The 25,586-nt window shown below is 39.7% G+C and carries 22 protein-coding genes and 1 pseudogene; 3 read left to right on the forward strand and 20 right to left on the reverse strand.

Annotated features, from left to right (window positions below):
• Positions 1-25: 25 nt before the first annotated feature.
• From FHG08_RS17180 to FHG08_RS17225, 10 genes are all read right to left on the reverse strand, one after another.
• Positions 26-1,246 carry a hypothetical protein gene (locus FHG08_RS17180; protein WP_008115311.1) on the reverse strand — a complete coding sequence of 407 codons (1,221 nt, stop codon included), beginning with the start codon at positions 1,244-1,246 and terminating at the stop codon, positions 26-28.
• Positions 1,239-2,978 (reverse strand): HAD-IIB family hydrolase, encoded by a 1,740-nt coding sequence (locus FHG08_RS17185; protein WP_178957215.1) that lies wholly within the window; start codon positions 2,976-2,978, stop codon positions 1,239-1,241. Before FHG08_RS17185 ends, FHG08_RS17180 begins: the two co-directional genes overlap by 8 nt.
• Before the next feature lie 148 nt (positions 2,979-3,126).
• Positions 3,127-4,365 (reverse strand): uracil-xanthine permease family protein, encoded by a 1,239-nt coding sequence (locus FHG08_RS17190; RefSeq protein WP_055011979.1) that lies wholly within the window; start codon positions 4,363-4,365, stop codon positions 3,127-3,129.
• Positions 4,366-4,374: 9 nt separating this feature from the next.
• On the reverse strand, positions 4,375-5,007 hold the full coding sequence (upp, locus tag FHG08_RS17195) for a uracil phosphoribosyltransferase (RefSeq protein ID WP_008466150.1): 633 nt from the start codon (positions 5,005-5,007) through the stop codon (positions 4,375-4,377).
• Between the two features lie 134 nt (positions 5,008-5,141).
• Positions 5,142-6,089: a DUF1679 domain-containing protein gene (locus FHG08_RS17200; RefSeq protein WP_178957450.1), complete on the reverse strand. Its 948-nt coding sequence runs from the start codon at positions 6,087-6,089 to the stop codon at positions 5,142-5,144.
• Positions 6,090-6,269: 180 nt separating this feature from the next.
• Positions 6,270-6,770: a GNAT family N-acetyltransferase gene (locus FHG08_RS17205; RefSeq protein ID WP_076920550.1), complete on the reverse strand. Its 501-nt coding sequence runs from the start codon at positions 6,768-6,770 to the stop codon at positions 6,270-6,272.
• Positions 6,771-6,878: 108 nt separating this feature from the next.
• Positions 6,879-7,193 carry a hypothetical protein gene (locus tag FHG08_RS17210; RefSeq protein WP_008466158.1) on the reverse strand — a complete coding sequence of 105 codons (315 nt, stop codon included), beginning with the start codon at positions 7,191-7,193 and terminating at the stop codon, positions 6,879-6,881.
• A gap of 112 nt (positions 7,194-7,305) precedes the next feature.
• Entirely contained in the window at positions 7,306-7,695 is a 390-nt protein-coding gene (locus tag FHG08_RS17215) for a hypothetical protein (protein ID WP_138765051.1), read from the reverse strand.
• Positions 7,696-7,819: 124 nt separating this feature from the next.
• Positions 7,820-8,206 (reverse strand): hypothetical protein, encoded by a 387-nt coding sequence (locus tag FHG08_RS17220; RefSeq protein ID WP_138765052.1) that lies wholly within the window; start codon positions 8,204-8,206, stop codon positions 7,820-7,822.
• 139 nt (positions 8,207-8,345) lie between these two features.
• Positions 8,346-8,735 (reverse strand): hypothetical protein, encoded by a 390-nt coding sequence (locus FHG08_RS17225; RefSeq protein ID WP_178957452.1) that lies wholly within the window; start codon positions 8,733-8,735, stop codon positions 8,346-8,348.
• 140 nt (positions 8,736-8,875) lie between these two features.
• On the opposite strand from FHG08_RS17225, the pseudogene FHG08_RS17230 reads away from it, so the two are divergent.
• A pseudogene (locus FHG08_RS17230) lies at positions 8,876-10,029 on the forward strand (IS110 family transposase).
• Positions 10,030-10,588: 559 nt separating this feature from the next.
• Here the strand turns inward: FHG08_RS17230 and FHG08_RS17235 are convergent.
• From FHG08_RS17235 to FHG08_RS17255, 5 genes are all read right to left on the reverse strand, one after another.
• Positions 10,589-11,023 (reverse strand): trans-aconitate 2-methyltransferase, encoded by a 435-nt coding sequence (locus tag FHG08_RS17235; protein ID WP_178983211.1) that lies wholly within the window; start codon positions 11,021-11,023, stop codon positions 10,589-10,591.
• A gap of 176 nt (positions 11,024-11,199) precedes the next feature.
• Positions 11,200-11,781: a nuclease-related domain-containing protein gene (locus tag FHG08_RS17240; protein WP_178983212.1), complete on the reverse strand. Its 582-nt coding sequence runs from the start codon at positions 11,779-11,781 to the stop codon at positions 11,200-11,202.
• Positions 11,782-11,960: 179 nt separating this feature from the next.
• Positions 11,961-12,572: a hypothetical protein gene (locus FHG08_RS17245; protein WP_178983213.1), complete on the reverse strand. Its 612-nt coding sequence runs from the start codon at positions 12,570-12,572 to the stop codon at positions 11,961-11,963.
• A 69-nt stretch (positions 12,573-12,641) separates the two neighbouring features.
• Positions 12,642-13,154, reverse strand: coding sequence for a hypothetical protein (locus tag FHG08_RS17250; protein WP_178983214.1), 513 nt, complete (start codon positions 13,152-13,154; stop codon positions 12,642-12,644).
• A gap of 132 nt (positions 13,155-13,286) precedes the next feature.
• Entirely contained in the window at positions 13,287-13,823 is a 537-nt protein-coding gene (locus tag FHG08_RS17255; protein ID WP_178957420.1) for a GNAT family N-acetyltransferase, read from the reverse strand.
• A 241-nt stretch (positions 13,824-14,064) separates the two neighbouring features.
• Between FHG08_RS17255 and FHG08_RS17260 the strand changes: the two genes are divergently transcribed.
• Entirely contained in the window at positions 14,065-15,033 is a 969-nt protein-coding gene (locus tag FHG08_RS17260) for an integron integrase (protein WP_178957218.1), read from the forward strand.
• 173 nt (positions 15,034-15,206) lie between these two features.
• Here the strand turns inward: FHG08_RS17260 and FHG08_RS17265 are convergent, their stop codons facing one another.
• The 5 genes from FHG08_RS17265 to FHG08_RS17285 form a co-directional block, all read right to left on the reverse strand.
• The gene (locus tag FHG08_RS17265; protein WP_178957219.1) at positions 15,207-17,462 is read right to left on the reverse strand and encodes an acyl-CoA dehydrogenase; all 2,256 of its coding nucleotides are present in this window, start codon (positions 17,460-17,462) and stop codon (positions 15,207-15,209) included.
• A 292-nt stretch (positions 17,463-17,754) separates the two neighbouring features.
• The gene (locus FHG08_RS17270) at positions 17,755-18,780 is read right to left on the reverse strand and encodes a zinc-binding dehydrogenase (RefSeq protein WP_178957221.1); all 1,026 of its coding nucleotides are present in this window, start codon (positions 18,778-18,780) and stop codon (positions 17,755-17,757) included.
• 11 nt (positions 18,781-18,791) lie between these two features.
• A complete protein-coding gene (locus FHG08_RS17275) occupies positions 18,792-20,201 on the reverse strand; it encodes a TolC family protein (protein ID WP_178957222.1) in 1,410 nt (469 codons plus the stop codon).
• A complete protein-coding gene (locus tag FHG08_RS17280; RefSeq protein WP_178957224.1) occupies positions 20,194-23,343 on the reverse strand; it encodes an efflux RND transporter permease subunit in 3,150 nt (1,049 codons plus the stop codon). Before FHG08_RS17280 ends, FHG08_RS17275 begins: the two co-directional genes overlap by 8 nt.
• Positions 23,344-23,352: 9 nt before the next feature.
• A complete protein-coding gene (locus tag FHG08_RS17285; protein WP_178957226.1) occupies positions 23,353-24,522 on the reverse strand; it encodes an efflux RND transporter periplasmic adaptor subunit in 1,170 nt (389 codons plus the stop codon).
• A gap of 117 nt (positions 24,523-24,639) precedes the next feature.
• On the opposite strand from FHG08_RS17285, the gene FHG08_RS17290 reads away from it, so the two are divergent.
• Positions 24,640-25,578, forward strand: coding sequence for a LysR family transcriptional regulator (locus tag FHG08_RS17290; RefSeq protein ID WP_178957227.1), 939 nt, complete (start codon positions 24,640-24,642; stop codon positions 25,576-25,578).
• Positions 25,579-25,586 lie beyond the last annotated feature (8 nt).

The following is a 25,586-nucleotide window of genomic DNA, read 5'->3' on the forward strand; positions in this document are numbered from 1 at the left end:
AGGCGCCTCGTTTAAGTATACCAATTTAACTGTATTGTTCGTTATCAAGCTCAACGGCTTCTTTTAATCGATCTAGTACATCGGGCATCGCCGAAGCTACACGGTTCCAACTCGGCACAAATGGCGCTTCCATTGGGTTTTCTAAAAAGTGTTGGCCAGCATTCATAATATTTTGTGCAAACATTTCTACCGCTTTTTCTTCTTGGTGAATATCAAGTGTTAAGCCGTTCATTAACGCATCATTATGATAGGTTTCAATAAAGTCTAAACCAATGCGGTAATAAGTCGCTTTTAATGAGCGAATGGTTTCGCTGGTAAAGGTAACCCCCTGGGTCGCTAGCTTTCTAAATAACGCTTTGGTTATATCAATAGACATTTTAGAAAGGCCAGCGGTTTGGTCGTCCAGCGATAATTCTTGGTGTTTATGATCGTAGTTATCGGCAATATCAACTTGGCATAGGCGGTTATGGGAGTAATTACGGTACATCTCGCTTAATACGCCAATTTCTAATCCCCAGTCACTAGGAATACGAATATCGTTTAATACATCGCGTCTAAACGAAAATTCACCGGCTAATGGGTAACGAAACGAGTCCATATACTCAAGGTAGTCTCTGCTGCCTAATATGGTTTTAAACGAGCGTAATAACGGAGTAACCAGTAAACGCGATACTCGACCATTTATTTTTCCATTGGCAGTACGCGGGTAAAAGCCTTTACAAAATTCATAGTTAAATCGAGGATGCGCAACGGGATAAATTAATCGCGCTAATAAGCCTCGGTCATAAGTTAAAATATCGCAATCATGTAGTGCTATTGACTCAACCTCCGCGGTAGCGAGTTTATAGCCCATGCAATACCACACATTACGGCCTTTACCGAGCTCACGTGGCGCCACACCTAAAGCTTGAAGCTCTTTATCGAGCGCCTGCAAACGTGGGCCATCGTTCCACAACACTTTATGGTTTTGATCGAGCGATTTAAAAAAGTTCAATGCATAGCGATACTGGCTTTCGTCGGCTCTGTCTAAGCCTATAGTTATTTGCGATAAATACGGTACTTGTTGCAGCTCTTTGACAATGTTTTGTAAAGCAGGGCCTTCTAACTCACTAAATAATGAAGGCAATATAAGCCCCATTGGTCGCTGTTTACTAAAGCCAAGCAACTCTTTTTCTAAATCGTCTACGGGTCTATTAGCAATGTTATGTAGTGTTGTAATAATGCCATTTTGATAAAAATCAGCCATGTAAACTATACTCCTCAGAACTGGGTAAAATACTGTTAATACAAGGTAGTGCTGTAATTTCTTCAACCCACCCTAGTGGTGCCGGCAATTGAGAATAGCGCGCTTTGTTATAAGTTAATTTAACTGGCTTTTTACTCTCTGGATTGGTAATGATAATGGCGATATCAGCCTCTTCTAGCATTTGCTTATCGTTTTCACTATCCCCTAGCGCAATAATGCTCAGCGCTTTAGTAAACTGCGCGTTAAACTGCTGCACTAACCACTGCTGAGCCATGCTTTTATCGGTATTTTTTCCAATGTGAACAAAGCGCCCGCCTACTTTAACCTCGTAGCCATATACTGATATCGCATTGATAAATTCATTTAGTTGCTGCTCATCGCCATGCCAGTAGAGCGGATCTGAGTATTGACGGGTTTGTGCTTGCGTTGCTTGTAGCTGGTTTAATCCTGTCATTTTCATTACCTGCTCACTGGTCAGCTCACTAAACAAACTATATTGGTCGCCGTAGTCTTTTTTTAAGCGTTTTAAATCAGTCCATAAATTGCTAATGGGTGCAGCAAACGAGTAACACCAGTAGCCTTGGTATTCGCTGCAGCCAATTGGCCTGAGATTAAAGTAATTTTTAGGAATATAAACAGCCGAGCCATTTTCAACAATGAAAGGCTGTGTAATATTAAGCGCTTGTTGCAGTGCCACTACTTCACTAAATGTTTTGCTGGTATTAAATACCACAGGTACACCGCTGTATTGCAGCTCTTGTAATAAGGTATCTACCGCATCGGTGTTGTAATCTCTGTGATTGAGTAATGTGCCATCTAAATCGGTAAAAATGATAGGTTGTATAATACTATCGCTTGTAAGCACCATCGCAGTTACATCTCGATTACTATCGAGCTCTATAAGTGCATTTGCTTTAGCACTAAGGGTGTTGAGGTTTTCACGCGTGATGCGTTCAAAATGAGAAATAAACCACAATAACTGCTCATCAGTCATAGTGCCTGCGCCCTGCCCTTGTTTGGCAATTAACTTGTGTTCTTGCTCTTGGCGCCACGCAAACACATCATCAAAACTCGGGGCTTTGAGCATAATTGTGTAATCGATTTTATCAAAAACGGTTTTATATTCATTGGCTAAACAGCTGTTAATACAGCGACGCCATAACCCTTGTTGATCGTATGATTTTTCTAGCTCGTTAATAGGCTCAACTAAAGTAAAAGGCTGCTGTGGTTCACTGGCTACACACCACCCTTCTAAAATAACAACATCGATCGGCTGACTATTAGTTAACCATTTATTTTTTGCTACGGGTTCATCTTGTTGCTTATCAAAACGCGGCAGCGGTACATTTACTTCAGTATTTAATAAACGGCTAATGGTTTTATCCATCAGCGCAACATCATGTGTACCCGGAACGCCTCTAGTGGCGAATAAACAATGCACATCTTGCGCTAACTGTTGGCGTTTTTGAGTTGATAAATAAAAGTCATCAATAGAAAGCGCAACACAGTTTAGGTGGGTATTTTGGCTAAACCAAGTTACTAAATAATCACCAAGTGTGGTTTTTCCTGAGCCTTGGCAGCCATTAATTGCGACAAATATAGGGGCTGTTTTTTTACTGGTTAGAATGTCCTGCGCAATAGCAGAAAAATACTGCTCGCTAATATACTGATATTTCAACGGCAGTTGGTGTTTTACTAAAAAAGCATTTATATCCACACTCTTGGTCTCCATATAACAATCCCTGAGTCAACTATAGGGTATGACTAAGGAAATGCAGTTACTAGACCAATATTATTTATTGTTACTTTTTAGTAGGTTAAAAAAAAAGCGCATTTAAAATGCGCTTTTTTGGTGCAATATTTTTAACCACAGTGCAAACTTAACTCTGGTTGCTCTGTGCTTTGGGTAATACTAAGTTTAATACTATGCCTAAAATAGCACATAAGCTCACACCTTCTAGGCTGAACTCACTACTACCTATGTACATACCACCAATACCACAAATTAAAATAAGTGCCACAATACTTAAATTACGCGGTTCACTTAAGTCATCGCCCGATTTAACTAAGGTGTTTAAACCAATAACCGCAATAGAGCCAAATAATAAAATCATTATTCCGCCCATTACTGGCACCGGAATGGTTTGCAAACTAGCGCCCATTTTAGCAACAAATGCTAAGCAAATTGCGATAATGGCAGTCCACATCATTACTTTAGGGTTAAAGTTTTTAGTAAGCATTACCGCACCAGTTACCTCTGAGTAAGTGGTGTTCGGTGGGCCGCCAAATAAGGATGCGGCAGAAGTAGCTAAACCATCACCAAATAAGGTGCGATGTAGTCCTGGTTTTTTCAAATAGTCTTTTTTTGTAACTTGGCTAATTGCCATCATGTCGCCAATGTGTTCAATAGCAGGCGCAATTGCCACCGGCACCATAAATAATATGGCTTGCCATTTAAACTCTGGTAACACAAAGTTTGGCACAGCTAACCACTGTGCATTACTTACGGCTTCAAATTGCACTATACCCATAAATAACGATAGCGTGTAACCGGCAACAACACCGGCTAAAATAGGTATTAATTTAAATACCCCTTTACCCCACACGGCAAACACTAAAGTAACGAGCAATGAGAACATAGAGATAATAATAGCGCTGTCGTAGGCAATAATTTGTGTGCCACCATCGCCACTTTTACCCATCGCCATATTAACCGCCGCAGGCGCAAGCGCTAGACCAATCACCATAATGACTGGGCCTACCACAATTGGCGGCAAAATTTTATGCAAGGTTTTTGTGCCTTTAAACTTCACTAATAAACTTAATAGCATATAAGTAAAGCCCGCCGCCATTAACCCCCCCATAGTGGCGGGTATACCCCACATTTGTACTGAGGCAATAATGGGCGCAATAAACGCAAATGACGAAGCTAAAAAAATAGGCACTTGGCCTTTAGTCACAAATTGAAACAACAAAGTACCTAAACCAGCGGTAAACAAGGCTACGCTAGGATCTAGGCCAGTTAATATTGGCACTAGTACCAACGCACCAAATGCAACAAACAGCATTTGGGCACCGGTTAGAATAGTTTTTATAGAAAATGTAGAATTATTTTGCACTGCTAAACCTTAGTAAACCGTACCGAAAATTTTGTCACCTGCATCGCCAAGCCCTGGGATAATGTAACCCTTTTCATTTAAATGGCTATCAACTGAGGCAGTAAAAATCTCAATATCAGGGTGAGCGGCTAATGTTTTTTCAACGCCCTCAGGTGCAGCAACCAGTACGATTACTTTAATTTCTTTACAGCCCGCTTTTTTAAGCATATCAATGGTGGCGATCATAGAGCCACCAGTAGCCAGCATTGGGTCAATCACTAAGCTTAAACGCTCATCAATATTACCCACTAGTTTTTCAAAGTAGGGTACTGGCTCAAGAGTTTCTTCGTTACGCTCTAAACCCACTACACTCACTTTAGCCGCTGGGAGTAACGACATTACGCCGTCCATCATACCAAGGCCCGCACGTAAAATTGGCACCACGGTAATTTTTTTACCCTTAATGTGCTCAACTTTAAGTTTATTACCGTCCCAGCCTGTAATTTCGTTATCTTCTAATTCTAGGTTTTTAGTGGCTTCGTAAGTTAATAATGTGCCCACTTCTGAACACAACTCGCGAAAACTTTTCGTGCTAATTCCATGCGCGCGCATTAAACCTAACTTATGTTGAACAAGGGGATGAGAAATAACGTGAATAGCCATAGTAATAAACCTAGTGATAAAAAATTTGACGTATTTTATATTAAAACAGGCCGTTTGACTGTTAATTTTAGCCTTGATTTCATAGTTCGTGCCAAAATATTTAATTTAGCCACAACTATAAAGATTTTTTGTGTTTATGAGTTGTTACTCGCTAACCAATTATTTACCTGATCATGCATGTAGCTGTTAATCTTTTTGTGTTCTGGACTCCACCCAAGTAAAAACCGATAAAAGTCTGCCCATGCCACTGGCCATAAATGAGCCCATTGTGTAACAACATCATCAGCATTAATGTGTGGTTGATAGTCACTCAGAGCTTGCTTCAATTGGCTAAAATAATAATCAAGGTAGCTCTGTGCGTGTTTATGAAGCTCAGAATCATCCATACAGCTGGTCATAAAATACATTACATCAATCACCCCAACACCCGCACCCACATATTGAAAATCGTAACCGAGAATATGCCCTTGGCTATTAGCGGCAAAGTTAGCAAGCTTGGCATCACCATGAATTAACGTTTTATAATCACACTGCTTTAATGCGCCGCTTAACAGTGATGCAGCCTGTTTAATATCGGACTTTTCAGGTAAGTTATTAAATTCATCAGGGCGTGTACCCAAATGCCAATAGCTTCCTTGCGCCCATAAACCATCAAACTTTGTATTTAAATGAAAGGCATGAAAATGTGCCAACCACTTTAATATGGCTTTTATATTCTCGGTGGTTGCTTGGCTGTACCCCTGCTTTGAAAAATCTTTAAACACCAAGGCAAACTCATCGCCCATGTTGATTGCTTTAATGCATTCAATAGCTGCAGCTTGCTTGGGCAGCTTATGGCTAAATTGCTGATAAAACGTATATTCAACGTGATAAGAGTCACGCTTCCTAGTCAGTGCAAAGTTGCTTTGTTTAATTTTAGGGTGATTAATGTGATCGGGTACTTTAATCGCTTTAATCACACAGGCTTGCTCATCAAGTTGGCACTTCACAATTTGGCCACAGCCACTCCAAAGCGAGGTTAGGGTTTTGCCAATGGCTACACGCTCAAAATACGGGGTAAGTAATGGAAGATAAAAAGACATAGCCATATTAGGTTGCTAAATTTTAGTTAGTTTAACATTAGACGGTGTTTTAAATAAAAGGTCTTAAAACAAAGCTCTTAATAAATAAGTTCATATGGTTTTACACAAACCAGTATATAAAAAACGAATGCTAGTTTTTGAATGGATGGCCAAATTAGTCATACCACAAAAAGCAGCTTGTCATGCGTATTTTGCACAGAACTCTATACAACTTAGTCGCCTACCATTTATAGTTATAGCGTTTACATTTGTATTTATGGCTTGAAAACCAAATTTTTTTAGTACACGCATTGATGCGGGATTATTTTCCAAGACCAACGCTTTCAGCTGAGTAATATTAAATTTACTTTGAGCAATATTTATAAGCTGTGACAAACAAAAACTAGCAGCCCCCTTAGAAGTAAAAGCTTCAGCCACACGATAGCCAACAAACGCTTCATTATTTGAGACGTCCTTAATATTTGCTCGTGCAACTATAATGTTATTTTGAAGTAATACCCCACTATAACCAGTGCCTTCATTCATTTGATTAATTAATAAATCAATGTGCTCGGTAACACCTTTTATTGAATAAAACGACTTAGCTCTAGGCTCAATTAGCGTTTCAAACCATTGCTTATTTTCTAATTCAAAATCTAACAGTTGACTAGCATGATGTTTAGCCAGTTTTTCAAACACCATATGAACCTCTAATCATTTCGCCAAACAACAGACTTAAAATTGTTAATTAAATTGATGAGGATGTGTTCACTAGAACGGGGGAAGAGCATTGTCCGTTTAATGATCATGCTAAATACCGTTTGTTACCGATAAGTATTTGCTTTTACCGAAACTGACATAATAAATAGTTAAAAAAAGCAATTTGAATATATTACTACCAAAAGAATTTTTAATAATAATTCCTTTGTCAGTAATTGAGGCTACAGGAAAAGTTTGGCTTGAACACCAATCTATTTTCGCTTGAATAGTTTTAGTTGAATCAGGGATGTTTACTGTTTGCGTAACTCCTCTTTTTATAGTGGCAACTTCTACGTCATCCGCAAACAACTTATAGTCTCTTGCCATATCTACAAATTGTTTTGGTCTAAAAACTTGAATATTCATCTAAACTCCATTTAGGTATTTAACACCCCATTAGAGGCAATAAAATAATTGGCAAAATTAGCGACGCAGGAACAAAAGCCAACTGTTTTATCCTGCTTAATGTGTTTGTTGTCTAAATAAAGCTATTAGCAAGTAACCCTACGCCAAGCCCTAAACCAAATACAGATAAGTTGCGTAATATATATACTTTTTTAGAGATATCATAAATAGTTTTACCTTTTGTTAATGACTCAACTATATAGTCTTGAGCAATTAAAGAGTTAAGAATTGAAAAACAAAAACAACCTAAAGGAATATAAACCTTGGAGCCAAAGGTAAGTACTTTTAATTGAATAAGTATAACAATAGCACCTATTATTGCTGATGATAGCCATGCATACTGTTTTAACAACTCAAAATGTAGCTCTGTTGTAATAGTTTCATTTTGGATTTTATTTTTTTCTACACTTCGAGATTTCTCTGTACTATCTTCATTATTTTTGACTTGAACTGATTTTTCCATAATTAGAATAAAACTCCATATTTTGATAAAAACCTAAAGCCCGCATAAAGGGCTGATAATTGTTGGCTAAAGTGTATGTAGCGAAGCTGAGTCAGCTGTTAGCAGCCCGCGCTTAAAGCGCCTGTTATGTGCAGTTATTGACTGTTGCTAAACCTAAATCTATATTTGCAACAATATAGCCATACTCTTTCTTAGTTAACTTTTTAGCCTGATATCGTTGCTTAGCTAATTCGTGACTCCAAGCCTTTTCACATGGAGCTAAGGGAATAGCTGTATCAATCATTAAAAGGTGTTCTTCCTGGATCACACCGCCTTTTTTAACAATGCTTTTAGCGCAAAGGCTTAAAGTATATTCAACAGCAAATTTATCAACACTTGGCATACCTATAAATTCTACATCACAACCAAGTTTCTCATTACCTTTAGCATCAATATAATAAAGTTGGCCTGACCTAGTACAACCAGTTATAAATAAGATGATAACGAGTAATAAAATATGTCTGCTATTCACTTTGCCTCCTTGTACACACAAACCCACATATAGGGCACAAAAACGTAACAGCAATTTGGTTAAATTATGCAGAGCACCAAACTCAATCCCCGTGTAGTTTTGATATCCTAGCAAGTTTGCGAGCACCTTGATGTACTTGTTATTTGCCAGACCTTGAATAGATTGATAGCAAAGGAAACTTACTTTCTCCAAAGTTGATAGTTAACGATAGTGTCTCATCTGCTTTGAATGATTGTAAAAACTCCAATGGTGCAATTCGTTGCCCATCTGCAACGATAGCCATTAGGTGTTTACTAGTTAGACTTCGTCGACCTGATGCCATATTAGTCAAAGTTACTACCGCCCAACGCTCACCAGAATCGTTACTCATTAATACAAAATTATTTACACTAAAATCACTCTGCTCTGGCTGAATGTTTGATTCGTTTGGAAAGGCCAAATCAAAACTATTAGGTACAACTCTATCAATGGAAAGTACCTCTTCACCCGAATGGGCACAAAATGTACAAACCAGCAATATCCAAGACATCATTCTCAACATAAGTTCTCTCCTAATGGCATAGACATAATGACTCCCACACGGTGTTAGCCTCCGCTTTTCGTGGGTTAGCTTAATTCAAAGCCAGAGCCATAATTAGTTTGTCAATTAACTAAACAGCAGAGGCTAACATGAACAAACATAGCATACTTTTTATTGGTCTTGATACACATAAAGAATCAATGAAGTCGCCTATATTGAAGAACATAGAGGGGCTCAACCTGTTCACCTTGGTCGATTCTCTTCTTCCAAAGTGGCCGTTCAAAAGCTTGTTCGTCAGTTTGAATCTAAATACTCTGATGCAACGCTTCACTTTGTTTATGAAGCCGGCCCTTGTGGTTATTGGATTTATCGATTGATTACCAGCCTCGGCCATTGCTGTTATGTGGTTGCCCCGTCTCTTATTCCTAAAAAACTAGGCGAGAAGATTAAAACCGATAAACGTGATGCCCTTAAGCTCGCTAAATTACTTAAATCTGAAGATTTAACACCTATTTATGTTCCCGAGCCTGAAGATGAAGCTGTACGTGATTTATCTCGCGCACGCGAAGTAGCCATGAAAGATTTAAAAGATGCTAAATATCAATTAAAAGCACTGCTGCTTCGTAATAATATTAATTACAAAGGCACTGCAAATTGGTCACAAAAACATTTACGTTGGCTCACTGAGCTTGTGCTTCCACACCCAGCACAGCACATCGTTTTACAAGAGTTTTTACAAACAATTACCGAGCGAGTAAGCCGACTTGAACGATGAGATAATGAACTTACACATCACGTCCATCAATGGCGTTATTATCTCGTTGTTAAAGCAATACAAGCTATGCGTGGTGTTCGTTTGTTGGTCGCCACCGGCGTTGTGGCTGAGCTCGGCGATTTATCGCGATTCGACCATCCCCGCAAATTAATGAGTTACCTCGGTCTTGTACCTAGTGAACACTCGAGTGGTGGCAAACGCCATATTGGCGCCATCACAAAATGCGGAAATGGCCGAGCAAGACGCCTTCTTGTGGAAGGTGCACATACTTATCGCTATGCAGCAAATATATCCACAGATATGCAAAAACGACAAGAAGGTTTACCAAAGGACATTATTGATATTGCGTGGAAAGCACAGCTTAGGCTCTGCAAGCGATATAAAAAAATGATAGCCAAAGGGAAACACTACAATCTGGTTGTTACCGCCATTGCCCGAGAAATGATTGCGTACATATGGGCTATTGCAAAAGAAGTGGTGCTTACGCCAGTGAATGCAAAACTTAGATTGGCAAGAGTACCCGCATGATAAACGAATTAGAGTTAATGCATGGGATCAAGCATCGGGTGTGGCACAACCACCGACGGCGTTAGGATGGCAATGCAGCTAACGCTGCATTGAACCACGAACATAGACTGAAGACAGGTGCCATCGGTGACCGCCACAGGACGCACTAAGTAAGGTCTGCTCTGTTACTAGAAATAGTAAAAACCAACGAATATCAGCAAGATAACCGACGACATTACTTGCTTCATCCTATGTATTAACTCGCTCTAATTCGAGCTAAAGTAATTATGGCTTAAAAAGTTAGGCAAGGATCAGTGTGCTTAACTTGACAGTGGGAGTCATACCAACGCCCATTTAAGGGGCTGATAATAGTTTGCTAAAATTGTGTAGCGAAGCGGAACCGAGCAAACTGTTAGCAGCATAGTCCTGCTTTAAATTCTTGTTATATTACGGACTCACTTTTTTGCTAAAATAAAAACCGAATCATTAGGCTCAAACTCTTCATATTCAATTTCTTCAAGTATTGTAAATCTATCTCTGATTAATGACAGTAAGCGATCTTTATTGTGATATATTGCTTTCATGTCCCCGTCTTCGAAAACCGTATCTCCAATCCAAAAAGAATGAGCAATAACCCCATTTTCATTAAGCAATTCAAATTGATTTTTAGAGATTTTTCAATTAAATCTAATTCAAAATGTTGATAAACTTTACATGAATAAATACCATCATATTTTTTATCTGATTTTAAACTAACAGCATCTAAAATTATAAACTCTCCCTCGGAAAACCGAGCTTTGGCTTTTTCAATAAACTCTTTTGAATAATCACTTCCTGTGACTCGATACGTATTTGATAACCACTCAAAGTCATTCCCTGGACCCATACCAACCTCAAGAAGACTAGAACCTTCTTTCAAATGATTTAACAGTTCGTTTTGAAATTTAGAATTATCATAGCCATCACACATTCTAATATAATCTTCAACACCATCTTTCGTCTCATATGTTTTCATTTGGGATACTCATAAAGGTCTATTTTGAACTCAATAATTCATATAAACATTGAGTAATATAACGCCTTGCTCACCGGAAAATTGGGAGCGTAGCGAGTAATTTTTCCGAGTGCAGCAAATTGTTAGGCAATATCCCGACTTACATTTTATATTTGAGCAGAATACGTAATACATATTTATGAACAAGTAGCCTCAAGAGATAGCCTTGACTTCTCTGAAATTAAGTATTGTATAGTGCCATGCACAGAGATAACCCTAGGAAATTTCTTGCAATCCGTCCAAAGATAATTATCAGCAGACCAAATCCACTCCGTGAACGGTGATACGACACAACTGTTAACATTCTTAGCCCATGAGAAATCATAATTATTGCCGACTTTGTTTTCCAATACAAAATCTTTAAGAGAGTCGGCTTGCCCAAGCTTTTCTTTTAAATCCTTTGTTCGTTTCTCGATTGTCTTGGGATTCCCGATATCAAAATTCAACGGCCTTTCTGAGGCCTTACACTCAAACAAATATAGGTTATCTTGAATTCTAACAGCTACATCTATTTCACGCTTACTTTCTCCGGATACAATAACAAATGATTTTTTTATTACATCAAAATCATTTTCTTCTAAAACATCAGATAAAGTGGCTTCAAACTCATGGCCCTTAATTGATTTAGGGTCGTAATGCCGGAGACCATAAAACATATTTTGAAATAGAAAGTGCCAAGATGATGAGTCACACAAATACCCCTCATCTAGAGCAATCAATACGTACTGCGGGCCTCTCGACCAAATACCTATATCCCTTTGCTTTTCCTCACTTAAGATGACGTGGTCAAAAATGGAATCTATTTGATATTCCAGTTCAGACTCTTTAATGTAATAATTATTTTTCAGGCTATCATAATATTTTAAAATTTCATCTTTTATCTCTTCTAAAGAATGATTTACTGTGCAATACCCCTATTAAATTTAGAATGATAACTAAGCCCTATAGACTTATTAATAGCTTTTCTTCTAGGATCATTTGACATGATATAATTTGAAAGAAAGCCAGCAAATTGAAGAAGCTCAAGAAGCCCGAAACCAAATTTTTTCATGAACTTTTTCGATAAGTATGAATGTGAATTATAGAAGTCATTAGAATTAATAAACCAGGGTATATAGTTTGGGGAAAACTCATCTGGCAGGTCAGTAAGGCCCAAAATTTTGGCGGTGTAATGTGACGCATTAATATATGGAATCAAAATAATTTCATGCGCGCGACTTACATCCTTTAAATTTGAAGCTGTATAAGTCCCAACATTACTAGCAATACCTAACTGAATATTATCTTCTTCGTTTCTTCTGTCGAAATCTAAAATTAAAGACTCCTGCTCTATTGTCCTTTCCTCTGTTACATCACCCAAATCAGAAATCGACAGTGCAATACCTTTTCCTAGAGATCGCATCTTAGCTGAAACATACCAATACTGGTAAGAAATTCCTTCTATATAATAAACATCAAGAACATCATCAACTTTAAAGTCAGTTAAAACCCACTGAGGACTTCTCTTCAATTCTTTTTCATAAAAAGAAACAATTTTTCTTTCAAAATTCTTGGTGTAAGATTTCTTTAGGAGCCCCCCTTAAATCAAGCCAAAATCAGCATTAGAAGACAAGGAGAAATCATTGTTACACGATAGTTTTCCATATTTTTTAATCGCTTGCTCTGCTTGTTGCCTAACATTTACAGTTACAGATTCACTTGTATTTGCACCCAAATCTTCAGCCAAGCATGGAGCTATTCGCCTGTAAAGATGAAGCCAGAAGAATACGGAATGCCTCTTTATTACTCGCCCCATTTCTTCTTCTAGTACACACAAAATATTTTGCAGCACTTCATACTGTTGATAATGATCCTTGCCAATAATTAGGTATTTGTATTTACAGATCGCATCACGCCTAAAAGATTGAGAATCTAAAACGTATTTTTGGTATATCTCATCTCTGTAGATGTCATGGATCTCTGAAAATACCAATTGGTAATACTCGGGAAGAGCTAACACTTTAGTGGCTTTGCCTGCATTAGAGCTTCTTGATCCACTTTTTATTTTATTAACACGTTTTTTTCGATTTAAAGATCTTCTATTTTTTTTCACTTATAGACACTCTAATAAGTTCATGCAGGAACGCCTAACGCCCGCATAAGGGGCTAAATAATAGTTGGCTATAATTTAGCGAGGAACGAGCGACAAGCCAACTATTATGTGTCCCATTACTTAATGCGCTTGTTATATAGCATTGTACTCATGATTAAGTAACCCTAACTTTAAATCGTTGCACCAATTGCCACCTAATTTAAAGTTATCTCGAATTGTACCTTCATGAGTAAAGCCCAAAGCTTTTAGTAAATTAAATGACGGGGAATTACCTTCAGTGACAGTTGCGATCACTTTATGGAAGTTACATTGATTAAATGCATATTCAATAACGGCTTTAGTTGACTCTTTGCCATACCCTTTGCCTTGAAATTTTGGACTTAGCAAGAAACCAAGTTCAGCCTGTTGATATGGTTCCCACTCAGGAAAAAAACCAGTTACGCCAATTTTATTCCCAGTTGCGTGTTCAATGATTGTCAAAGTTAACCATTGATTTGAAGTCTTTTTCCATTCACCTAAGCGAGAATTAAAGCGTTCACTTATTTCAGATTCGGTAAATGGATCGCTGACATATTTGAGTACACCGCTTGATTGATGAAGTTCCTCAAAAAATTCCCAGTCATCTTTACTAATTGGTTTTAAAGTCAACCTTTGGGTTTCAATTTGCACTGACTTTCCTTTGCTATATAACAATTTTATAGTGCGCTCATCGCGCATATTTCTGCCAACGATACGCTCATGTATTTTATAAATCATTTTTACCAAATAACTTAACACATTGCTATATATAATTTTTTATTAGCACTCAAACTCTCAATAAAAGAGAAAATGCGCTCGCCGCTCATTTTCTTGAATATGTGTGCATCACAACTATACTGTATATAAAAACAGCACTATTATTGGTAATAGTATGAAAACACGTTCCCCATTTTTAAATTACATAGCTGAATATATGCTAGTTCGTCAATATTCATTACGCACCGTAGATACCTACCTAAGATGGATTGCATCTTATATCCATTTTCATAATAAACGCCATCCCGCCTCAATGGGGGACAATGAAGTCGAACGCTACTTAGAACATTTAGTGTTAAAGCAAAACGTTGCACCACGTACGCAAGCCACCGCACTCAATTCATTGTCATTTTTATACAAGCACATAATAAAAAAAGAACTCTCATTAAATTTAAATTTTGCCCATAGTAAAAAACAAGCAAAGCTCCCTGTAGTGATGACCCAAGAGGAAGTTAAAATGTTGATGGCTCATTTAAATAAGCGCTATTATTTAATTGCAGCCCTCATGTATGGAAGTGGCTTAAGAGTAATGGAAGCGGTGCAATTAAGAGTGAAAGATATTGATTTTGATTATAAATGCATTCAAGTATGGAATGGAAAAGGTAATAAACACCGCATTGTTACGCTGGCCACAGAGCTAATACCTATGCTAAGAAATCAAATTTTGAACGTTGATGACTATTTAAAACTGGATTTAAATAATACGGAATATGCTGGTGTATGGATGCCATATGCTTTAACAAAAAAATATCCAAGTGCCGCAAAATCGCTTGCGTGGCAGTATTTATTTCCTTCTCATATATTAAGTTCAGATCCTCAAAGTGGTGAAATAAGACGACATCATTTTCATCACTCTTGTATTAGAAAAGAGGTTAAAAGAGCCGTCCAAAAATCAGGATTAACAAAAATAATAACACCTCATACATTAAGACACTCTTTTGCTACTCATCTACTGCAAAATGGCGCCGATATAAGAACTGTTCAAGCTCAGCTTGGCCATTCTGATGTTAAAACCACACAAATATATACCCATGTACTGCAACAAGGTGCCAACGGGGTTGTTAGCCCTTTTTCAAGATTATAAGCGTCTCTTTTTAATCCTCTACGCATACATATTCGCTTTAAGACCAATACTGCTATCTATTTCTACTTTGAAAAACATAAAAAAGCCCCGCTTAATATTACTCAAGCAGGACTCCACACTAATTTTGTATCAATAAAAGCGCCTAAACTGCAGGCGCTTTGCATTATTGAATTTTATTGGTTAACCACGCTTTTAAGCGGATTAACTGGCTGTGCGTTGTCGTCTAGAATGTTCATATCGAAGTCGAACTCATCAACACGAATCGCTTTTTCACGCTTTTTGTTGTAATCACTTAACTGAACAAATTCAGCGTCGTTAATTACTTTTGCAGCAAGTGCATTTTCAAGCGTGATTGAAAAACGCGTACCCGGCTTAAAGGTTTTAGCACGTAGCGCTTTTTTCACTTTAGCTAATAGCTCAAGTGACGCCATTTTAGCTTTGTAAGCTTGCTCATTGATGTGATGACCATCACCTTCAATTGGCTTAACTAAATGTGTGATTTGCGCTTTAAATGCCGTATCAAGCTGAGCTTGTTTTGCTAATTCACGAATTAAATCATCGCTAATTTTTGGCATTTTAGTTGAGTAGTTCATAGTAATGAAACGAATGAACTTACGAGTACCACTTGCAGGGAAGTTATCTAAGAACTTGTGCAATGCTTCTTCTGCACTTTGTAGTGCAAAACGAGTCGCATAATGGAAGTAAGGAGCCGCTTGCTCACGCTCGCTGCTTGCTACTTTTTGCTCGTAATACTTAATAGATGCCATAGCTGCATACAAGAAGCTCATTACATCGCCTAAACGTGCTGAAAGCATTTCAGCCTGCTTTAATTTACCGCCAAGTACTAGTAACGAGAAGTCAGCATATACAGCTAATTTAGCTGATAGTTTATGTACTGCTTTTTCGTAGTCACGTACTTCTGGTAATGCAGAGCTTGCGCCAGCAGTAAATGGTAGTACACCTAAACGGAATGCACGTAAGCTATTTGCTGTGCTGTAACCAACCGTTTTACGTAAAATACCGTTAAATTCTGCATCTGCGTTTTTGTCATCGCTGTGGATAGACTCAACCATAGATTGTAAGTATGGGTGACAACGCATAACACCTTGGCCAAAGATCATCAGGTTGCGAGTAAGAATGTTCGCGCCCTCTACCGTAATGGCAATTGGCTGCGCCACATAACCGCTAGCAAGTGTATTTTGAGGACCGTTCTGAATTGCTTTACCCGCTTGAATATCCATTGCTGAGTCAAGCACATCACGGCCAAGCTCTGTCATATGGTATTTAGCGATTGCAGTTACTACCGATGGTTTTAAGCCCATGCCTAAACCTTCAGTTGTCAGTACTCGCATTGCTTCTTGTAGGTATGTTTTACCTGCAATGTCAGCTAGCTTTTCTTGAATACCTTCAAATTGGCCAATTGATAAACCAAACTGTTCACGCACGGCTGCATATTCAGAAGCTGACTTTAACGCCACTTGCGCTGTACTTACACCTAACGCTGGTAATGAAATACCACGACCTGCGCCTAAACAGCTAACTAGCATTTGCCAACCGCGACCGATGTTTTTCTGACCACCGATAACAAAGTCCATTGGTACAAATACTTTGTTACCACGCGTAGTACCGTTGTAAAAACGAATACCCATAGGATCATGACGATTACCAAGCTCTACGCCTGGGTGCTCTTTTGGAATAAGGGCACAAGTAATACCTAGGTTTTCTTTACCACCTAATAAACCATCAGGGTCAACTACTTTAAACGCTAAACCAAGTACAGTAGCAATTGGCGCGAGTGTAATGTAGCGTTTGTCCCATGTGATTTCTAGACCAAGTACTTCTTCGCCGTTGTACATGCCTTTTGTTACAGTACCTACATCAGGAATACCGCCTGCATCAGAACCTGCTTCTGGGCTGGTTAATGCAAAACATGGAATGTCTGTACCATTTGCTAAACGTGGTAAGTAATGTGCCTGTTGCTCCTCTGTACCGAAGTGAAGTAGTAACTCACCTGGGCCTAACGAGTTTGGTACCATTACAGTTACCGCAACCGCTGAACTCTTAGTCGCAATAGTACCTACAATTGTTGAGTTAGCGTATGGACTGAACTCTAAACCGCCAAACGATTTAGGGATGATCAGCGAGAAGAAACGCTCTTTTTTCAAAAACTCTAAAATGTCGTTTGGTAAATGAATACCATTTTGAATGACTGAATCATCAATCATGCTTAGTAATTCTTGTACTGGGCCGTCTAGAAACGCTTGTTCGTCTGCGGTTAGTTTTGCCGCAGGTACATCGCGTAGCGCGCTAAAATCTGGTTTACCTTGATAGATAGACCCTTCTAGCCATACATCGCCAGCGTCTAGCGCTTCTTGCTCAGTAACTGAAATACTTGGTAATACTTTTTTTAATTTTGTACGTAAACTCATAACGAACTCATCCGACCAGATAAATAATACCTACATTACGTCATAAAAATCGCTTTAGATCAATTACTCTATTCAAATAATTAACAGTTTTTGCAATTTATTTTCTTTACCTGAACGTAAACTGTTGAAATAAAAAGGCTTACAACTGTACGCTGAATTGTTATTTTTTTTGTCAAAAATTTAATAATTCAGCCTCACAACGCCGTAAATACGGATTTGGTAAGAAAGTAGAAACAAAAAAGCGCAACCTAAAATTAGGCTGCGCTTTTTAAATATGGGAATCTGAGTAAACCTAGCTTATTTTAACCACTTGTTTACCTGTAAAACCACCTGCTAACTGGTTGTTTAAGGCGCTAGATACTGCCTGCGCGTTAAAATCAACAGCTAGAATTTCAGGGTGTTTTATATCGCCATTAGAGACTGTTTCAAGCAATAAATTCCCCATAAAACTCATCCGCTGCTGCGCACATAAGCTGTTGGCTAACCACGCACCACCTAATGACACAATACTAATATTTGGCGCACGCCTAAACATTAACTGCTGTTCAAAATTAGGCAGTGGATTTAAACAAGCAATACGACCGCAAAAACGCATTAGCTCAATATTTTGAATGGTCGATTCCCCGCCCATAATATCAATAACGGCATCAAATCCTTGCGGCCCTAACTCTCGGCGAATTTTGTCACATAAGGTTTTGTCGTTGTAATCAAAGACGACATCTGCGCCTAGCTGCTTAACCAATTTGTGGTTACGCTTAGAAGCAGTTGTAAACACATCGGCACCACGTTGCTTAGCAAACTGAATAGCAAATTGCCCTACTGCACCTGCGCCCCCTTCAACAAAGAGGGTGTCGCCTTCACTTACAGCTAATTTATCTAAGCTGATAAGCGCTGCCATTCCGGCACAGGGTAATGTAGCAGCCTTGTCACTGGCTAATTGCTTGGGAATGATAGACACCGCATAATTAGGCACTTTTGCGTATTCGCTCAATACCCCTTGCTCACCAATACTGGCGTGCCACATAACACGCTCACCCACGCCAGGAAACACGCCTTTACCCGCTTTAACCACTACACCCACTGCATCTAAGCCTAAAACATGCGGATACTGCCATAAACAAAAGCCAGATTTAGCAAATTGCGCATCCACCGGATTTAAACCAACATACTCCACTTTTACTAACAGCTCATTACCTGTGCATTGAGGCACAGGTAATTGCATATCAACTAAGCTAATATCCTCATTAGGCTCCATTAAGGCAATAGCCTGCATAGATGAAGGAATAGTATTTGGGTTTGTAACTACAGTATTAGGCATCAAAAACTCTACTAGTTAGTACTACTTAACGCGTAACTCCATCGTCCATTAAATGACTGGTAAGCATTTACCTTAGCCAGTAACGATGAAATAGTTGAATCAACGGCATTTTCTTGTGCTATTAAAACATCCTGACGTGCATCTAACAACTCTAAGTAAGGAATTTGCCCTTCTTCATACATTGCTTGTGCTTGTAAAAATGCATTATTAGCAAACTGATACCGCTGCTCAGCAAAACGCGATTGCTGTGCTTGATTGACCAAGTATTGCAATGAAAGTTCACTCTCGTTAATGGCTTTTAAAACCACTTGTTGATAGTCAGTATAAGCAGCTTGACTTAAAAATTGCTGCGCATCACGCTGAGCCAGCAACGCAGGATAACTTAATAAAGACCATTGTACCTGCGGTGCAACTTGCCACTGCTGCTGGGTGTCGCTAAAACCATTACTACCCAAACTTAGCACGCCTGCAAAACCACTTAAGCTGATATCTGGCAATAAGGCTTTACTTGCTGCCACACTTAAACTATTTGCTTGGCTAAAGTCATATAATGCTCGGCTAATATCGGGTCTTAGTGCAATCGCTTGATTAGGCTTTGCTAATGACACTTGAAATGCCTTACTCAATATAGCGCGTTCATCATCAATACTCAGTGATTGCGTTGGTTGTGCACTTAATACCGCAAGCGTAGATAAATCACGAAACTTAGCATATTCAATCGCCGGAATGAGTGCTTGTTGCTGCCTAAGTTGCGCCATGGTGCGGTTTAAATCAAGCTCATTTGCCACACCTTCATCTACTTGCGCTTGCAGCACTTGAATACTTTGTTCGAGCGCTTCAATTTGCATTTCAATAATTTGTTGCTTTTGCAGGTTACCCTGATAGCTAGCAAATCCTTTAACCACAGATGACACAACTTCAATTTGTAATAGCCTAACTTGCTCGGCTTGGCTCATTGCTTGTGAATTTGCAGCATCAACGAGTGCAGTGATTCGGCCAAATAAGTCGAGCTGCCAATCAAGTGCTACATTCGCACTTGATTGTCGGCTATTGGTATCGCCTAATCCACTTCGCTTGGCTCCAACCGCAACACCGCCTTGCGGTAAGTATTGTGCTTGTTGTTCGCCAATACGTGCCAACGCACTTTTAAGCACCAGCTGACTCGTTTGTAAGTCGTAGTTATTAGCCAAAGCATTACTAACAAGCTGGTTTAATTGCGCTGAGCCTAGCTTGTGCCACCAATTTTGCTCATCTTCACCAACATACTGATCAGCCGATATTGCTTGGGCAACAAACTTGTTTACTTGTTGTTGCTCAACTGCTGTATCTATTTTGCTCGCACAGCCAGATAACACTGCAATTGCTAACACAGAGCCTAAAAATGCCGGCATCTTAAATTGATTTAAATGTAATTTAGTCATTTAAAGACTCCTCAGCGCGCTGCTTTTTTACCACCAGCATATAAAACACTGGTGTAAATAATAGCCCAAATACAGTCACACCAATCATACCTGAGAATACTGCGTTACCCATTGCATGACGCATTTCAGCACCGGCACCGGTTGCCAACACTAACGGTATAACACCCGCTGTAAAGGCAATTGAGGTCATTAAAATAGGACGTAAACGCATGCGACACGCCGCCAACATAGCCTCAAGGTGCGATAATCCGGTATCGTGTTTATCTTTGGCAAATTCCACCATTAAAATGGCGTTTTTAGAGGCCAATGCCACCAGTACAATTAACGCTATTTGAGTAAATATATTGTTGTCTGAACCTACCAACCACACCCCTAATAACGCAGAGAATATAGTCATAGGTACAATTAAAATAATGGCCAGTGGTAAACGTAGGCTTTCATACTGTGCTGCCAATACCATAAACACAAGCAATACCACCAGTGGGAACACGTACACCATGGTATTACCGGCAAGTACTTGCTGATACGTTACCTCAGTCCACTCATATTCAATACCTGTAGGTAGCGTTTTCGCCAATACATTTTCAATCGCTGTTTGCGCTTGGTCTGAGCTATAACCTGGTGCTGGGCTGCCGTTAAGTTCAGCACTTGGGTAGCCGTTGTAGTGCATAACACGATCTGGGCCTATAGTTGGCGTTACCGTAAGCACTGAGCCTAGTGGCACCATGTTACCTTCACGATTACGTACTTTTAGGTTTAGTATTTGCTCTGGGTCTACTCTAAATTCGGCATCTGCTTGGGCATTAACTTGGTAAGTACGACCAAACATATTAAAGTCGTTTACATACACTGAGCCTAAATAAATCTGCAATGAGTTAAATACTTCATCAAGCGCAATACCTTGGATAAGTGCTTGCTCGCGGTCAATATCAATATCCATTTGCGGCACTTGAATTCTAAAGCTTGAATACAGCCCCATTAACGCCGGATCTTTTTGCGCCGCGGCAATCACTGATTGCAAGCTATTAAATAATGCTTCAAAGCCTTTGTTTGCTCTATCCTCAATTTGCAGTTTAAAACCACCGGTGGTGCCTAAGCCTTGAATGGGCGGTGGCGGAAATACAGCCACAAACGCTTCATCAATAGCTGCAAAACGTTGGTTTAACTGCGCCGCAATGGCAGATGCAGACATACTCGGATCGGTACGCTCTGCAAAGGGAGCCAGTGGTGTAAATACAATGCCGCTGTTAGGGCTATTAGTAAACCCATTTACAGATAGGCCAGGAAACGCCACGGTGTTTGCAACCCCAGGAACCTCGAGCGCTATTTGCTGCATTTGTTTTACTACCGCTTCGGTTCTGTCTAAGCTTGCTGCATCTGGTAGCTGCGCAATGGCAACTAAGTATTGCTTATCTTGCTGTGGAATAAAGCCACCAGGTACCGCGTCAAACAACTTAATCGTGCCGCCAACTAAAGCAACATAGGCAACCATTACCACCACGCTCATACGAATAAGCTTTTGTACTAGCTTTTCATACCCTGTTGCACCACGGTTAAACAGTCGGTTAAATGGCTTGAATAACCAGCGACCAAATAACTTATCTAACAAGCGGGTAAACGCATCAGGCTTTGCGTCGTGCGATTTTAACAATAAGGCTGCTAGCGCCGGTGACAATGTCAGTGAGTTAAACGCAGAAATAACCGTTGAAATAGTAATGGTTAAAGCAAATTGCTTATAAAACTGCCCAGAAAGCCCAGTAATAAAAGCCGTTGGAATAAATACCGCACACAAAACTAATGCAATCGCAATAATTGGGCCGGTTACCTCTGTCATTGCAACACGTGTTGCTTCAAGCGGCGATAAGCCGTTTTCTATATTTCGTTCTACATTTTCGACCACTACAATCGCATCATCAACCACTATACCTATAGCCAGTACTAAACCAAATAGCGATAAGGTATTAATAGAAACACCAAGCCACTGCATTACAGCAAAAGTACCAATAAGTGAAACTGGCACAGCTATAAGCGGAATAATTGACGCGCGCCACGTTTGTAAAAATACAATAACGACAATAACAACCAATGCGATTGCTTCAAGCAATGTGGCTATTACCGCATCAATAGAGCCGCGAACGAATACAGTTGGATCATAAACAATGTCGTATTCAACACCTTCAGGAAAATCTTTCGATAAACGTGCCATGGTTTCACGCACCTGATCTGAAAGCTCAATGGCATTTGAACCCGGGCGTTGAAATATTGGCATTGCCAATGCGGGTTGATTATCAAGTTCAGCACGCAGTGAGTATGAGTCTTGACCTAAGTCAACACGCGCCACATCTGACAAACGCGTAAGTTGCCCTTGATCACCTACTTTAATAATGACCTGCTTAAATTCTTCAATGCTATTTAGGCGGCCTTTCACGTTTAATAAAATTTGAAATTGGCTATCGTTAGAGATTGGTTGCGCACCTAAGCTACCCGCTGCAACTTGCTGATTTTGCGAGCGCAAAGCAGCCACAACATCGGTTGCTGTAAGCTCACGTGCTGCTAATGCATCTGGATTTAACCACACACGCATAGCATATTTACCACCACCAAATAACTGAATATCACCCACGCCAGGTAAACGTGCTATTTCATCTTTAATGTTTAAATCGGCATAATTTGATAAATACGCCGTATCATGGCTATTTTGGGGTGAATATAAATGCACCACCATGGTTAAATCGGGTGATGACTTTTCAGCAACTACCCCTAAACGCTGCACCTCTTGTGGCAGGCGCGGTAATGCACTATTTACTCGGTTTTGCACTTGTACTTGAGCACGGTCTAAGTCCGTACCCAAGGCAAATGTTACCGTTAAGGTCATGCGCCCATCACTGGTTGCTTGTGAAAACATGTATAGCATGTTTTCAGTGCCGTTTATTTCTTGTTCTAGCGGCGTTGCTACTGTTTGTGCAATAACCGTTGGGTTTGCGCCCGGGTAGCTGGCTGTTACTACCACTGTAGGTGGTACAACTTCTGGGTATTCACTGACTGGCAGCTGAAATAAAGAAATGCCACCAGCAATCAAGATAATCAGCGACAGCATGGCCGCAAAAATCGGTCGCTGGATAAAAAAGTGTGAAAATTTCATTTAATAACCTTATTGCTTAGCAACTAAATCGGCAGGGTTAGCAGTGAGTGTAAATGCCACACCTTGGGTATTAATTGTCACTTTATTAGGTGATATTGGCATGCCAGGCCCTACGCGAGCAGGGCCATTTACGGCAATCACATCACCCTGTTCAAGGCCAGAGGTAATGGCACGTAATGCGCCATAGCGCTCACCTACAGTAACCAATTTATATTGCAGTACATTATTTTCGCCTACAGTTAACACAAAGCGGTTTTTTAAGTCAGTACCAATGGCTCTATCTGGAATAATGACGGTTTCGCGTATTGCATTGGCAGCCAATTTAATCCGTGCAAAAGAGCCTGAACGTAACTCGTTACTACGATCTTCAAATACAGCTCGAACACGTAATGTGCCAGTAGATGCATTAATTTGATTGTCTATAAAGTTAATGTGACCATTGTAATTAAAATCACTCTGCCCTACTTTTTGCATAACAACAGGTTGTTTAGTCGCTGCAGTGACTTCATCAAATGCATTGTTCCAAGTACGTTCATCGACATCAAAGTAAGCATACATTTTGTCATTAGAAACAATTGAAGTGAGCACACTTTGCCCGGCAAGTACGTTGTTACCTTTTGTGATGTTTGCGCGAGAGATAATTCCATCAATTGGTGAAACCACAGAGGTAAACTCTAAATCAAGCTCAGCGGCTTTAAGCTGCGCTTTTAGTGCGGCAAGTTGTGCTTCACGCTGACGTAACGTTGAGGTACGTGCTTGCGCTTGCTCAGTAGAAATTGCTTTACGCTCAGTTAGACGCACTGCACGTGATGCTTCGCTTTTTGCTTGTTCAAGAGCCGCTTGTGCACTTTTAACCTGAGCTTGTAAACTAGCTACCGTGGCTCTAAATGAACGATCATCAAGGCGAAATAACACATCTCCTTGTTTTACAGCATCCCCTTCTTTAAATTCAATTTGCTCAATAATGCCTGATACGCGCGGCATTAATGCCACTTTTTGCGGTGACTCTAAGCGCGTTGTATAGGTATGCCAACTTTGCACAGGCTTAACCAGGACTTGGGCTACATCAATAGCTTGGTATTGTTGTGCGGGTGCTGACTGTGCTGTACTTTCCTCAGCACAACCAGTTAGAGTAATTAATGCAACAGATAAGGCTGTAGCAACTAAGTGTTTGTTCATAACGACGCTCCTGTTAATTAGGTGATACATAATACGGAACATGCTTGTTGACAAAAACAATAGATTTTTAAATTCATTAGTGCCAAAATGGCATCAAAGTGACACTATGGTGCAATAATGGATACAACGAGCCGACTCTTAATGCTGCTTGAAGTGGTTGAGCAGGGATCATTTGCTAAAGCTGCTGAAATACGCAACATTGATCGTTCCGTGATCTCTAAACAAATTAGTCGTTTAGAAGATGAGCTAGGGGTGAGGCTATTAAATCGAACCACTCGTTCGTTTTCACTCACCGCAGCAGGTGCTGAAATGATAAAAAAAGCGGACGAGCTGCGAACCCTGCTCGGCGATACCCTGCGTATGGCAGAGAATTATCACTTAGAACCTCGTGGCGTATTAAAAATCACCTCATCTACTTTAATCGGCCGGCGTTATTTACAGCCTGTTATTAACGATTTTCAAAAGCGTTTTCCGCAAGTTGAAGTAGAGTTGCGTTTAGATGATCGGCTTGTGGATATTGTCTCTGAAGGATTTGATTTGGCATTTAGAGTGGGTGAGCCAAAAGACTCCTCTTTAATTGCTCGAAAGATTGCGCGTAATCGTTTATTACTTTTAGCTTCACCTGCATTTATTGAAACCTATGGAATGCCGAAAAACATAACCGATTTAGCACAATTACCTGCTGCTAGTTACGCAAGCAGTTCCCTGCGAGTTGAGGGAGTAAGTTACTACAACCACCTTGGTGAACAATGTGAACAAAAAATTAAAAGTGTATTTAGAGCCAATGATGCTGAAGCACTATTAATGAAAACACTCTCTGGAACCACTTACGTTTTAGCCCCCGCGTTTATATTAGATAAAGAAGTGATTGATGGACAACTGGTGCCTTTATTGACAGACCTTAAATTAATGGAGCACAGTGCTATGTATGCGGTATACCCACATCGTGATTTACCGGTAAGAACCCGGTTATTTTTTGATGCCGTACGCGAATATATTGGTAAAGAAAGACCGATTTGGGAAAACAGTATTCCTGACTTTGAACAAATGTATTAGCCGCTATA

It is taken from the genome of Pseudoalteromonas sp. Scap03, assembly GCF_013393115.1.
Taxonomy (GTDB): domain Bacteria; phylum Pseudomonadota; class Gammaproteobacteria; order Enterobacterales; family Alteromonadaceae; genus Pseudoalteromonas.